This window comes from Caloranaerobacter azorensis DSM 13643 (assembly GCF_900129995.1).
Taxonomy (GTDB): Bacteria; Bacillota; Clostridia; order Tissierellales; family Thermohalobacteraceae; genus Caloranaerobacter; species Caloranaerobacter azorensis.
In genome coordinates, this window is sequence record NZ_FQXO01000150.1 from 1 (window position 1) to 1,253 (window position 1,253).

Annotated in this window: 1 protein-coding gene; it reads left to right on the forward strand. The window is 26.1% G+C overall.

From position 1 onward, the window contains the following. Positions 1 to 873 precede the first annotated feature (873 nt). Positions 874 to 1,149 carry an RNA polymerase sigma factor gene (locus BUB51_RS12615; RefSeq protein WP_278294558.1) on the forward strand — a complete coding sequence of 92 codons (276 nt, stop codon included), beginning with the start codon at positions 874 to 876 and terminating at the stop codon, positions 1,147 to 1,149. Positions 1,150 to 1,253: the final 104 nt, after the last annotated feature.

A 1,253-nucleotide genomic window follows, 5' to 3' on the forward strand; every position in this document is an offset into this window, starting at 1 on the left:
GGGTAAAATCTTTAAAATATCATCTTAAAGTATATCCAATCTTTTCTCTAACTTTTCATATTTCTTTTTACACTATCTTTACTCATACTTAATTATCGATTCATCAATTTAATACCAAAATTGATTTTTAAGTATTTATTTTATCCCAAAAGGTATTCATTAAGATATTCGTTGTCATTAAAAACCTTTACTTATTTCTATCCCCTTACATATACATTATTCCTCCTTTAAAACTATTGAAAAAATTTTTGATTTTTGATATATTCAAATAAACAGTTGCATTTCCAATAATATAGGATAATAATTTGCATTGCTTATTTATGTTTAAAAACAGAAGTAAAAGTTTAAAGTAAACTTGATATTCGAATATCGGAATTCACATATATTTATTATATCAAGCAGCCTATTAACTCTATCAAACATGCTTGCCAGCATTTATTTGAGTTAGTAGGCTTTTTTTATCTGGTGCTCTTGGATATACCATACTCTCACCTCCTGTATCTAAATAAATATATCACTAAACTTTTTATCCTCTCAATCCACCATCATCTTCATCAGCTAATTCATATACAGTACCTTGTGTTATTATGTTATCGTTAGTTACTTTCTAATTCTCTTAATGACATATTTTTTTCTTTTCTTAACTTTCGTATCTTTTCTCCTATAGTTAGTATTTCCATATTCTTATCTCCGTTCATTTTTTGTTTATATTATTTGTTTTTTATTTAACCTTATTATAAATTATCTTTTATTATTTGTCAATAATGTTTTCATAACCCTCACAAACTATTATTTACTATTTCGACCTTTGAAAATCAAACTTGAAATATTTTTCTATTTGCAAGAAAATATTTTGTTTCATTAAATCAGACGATAAACTCAAAAGATAACAGTCTAGAGCTTATAGACTGCATTGCTGATGAAAACTTATTGCAAGAAGAAATAGTTATAAAAAATGAAGAAGTATTAGATTTGGTAAGGGCTTTAGATGAGCTTACCGAAAGACAAAAAGAGATAGTTTTTATGTATTATATTCAAAATATTTCCTTAAAGGAGATAAGTAAAAGGCTTGATATAAGCTATAGAACTGCTGTAAATATCAAAACCTCTGCGATAAAAAAATTAAAAAAGTCCATAGTAAATCTTTAGCCTCTCTTTTATATAAGGAGTAGAAGGGAGGTGAGAAGATGGCAGTAAATGCAGTAACTAAAGATTCAAAAATTAAACTTAATTTAGATGGTGGAGTAGATCAA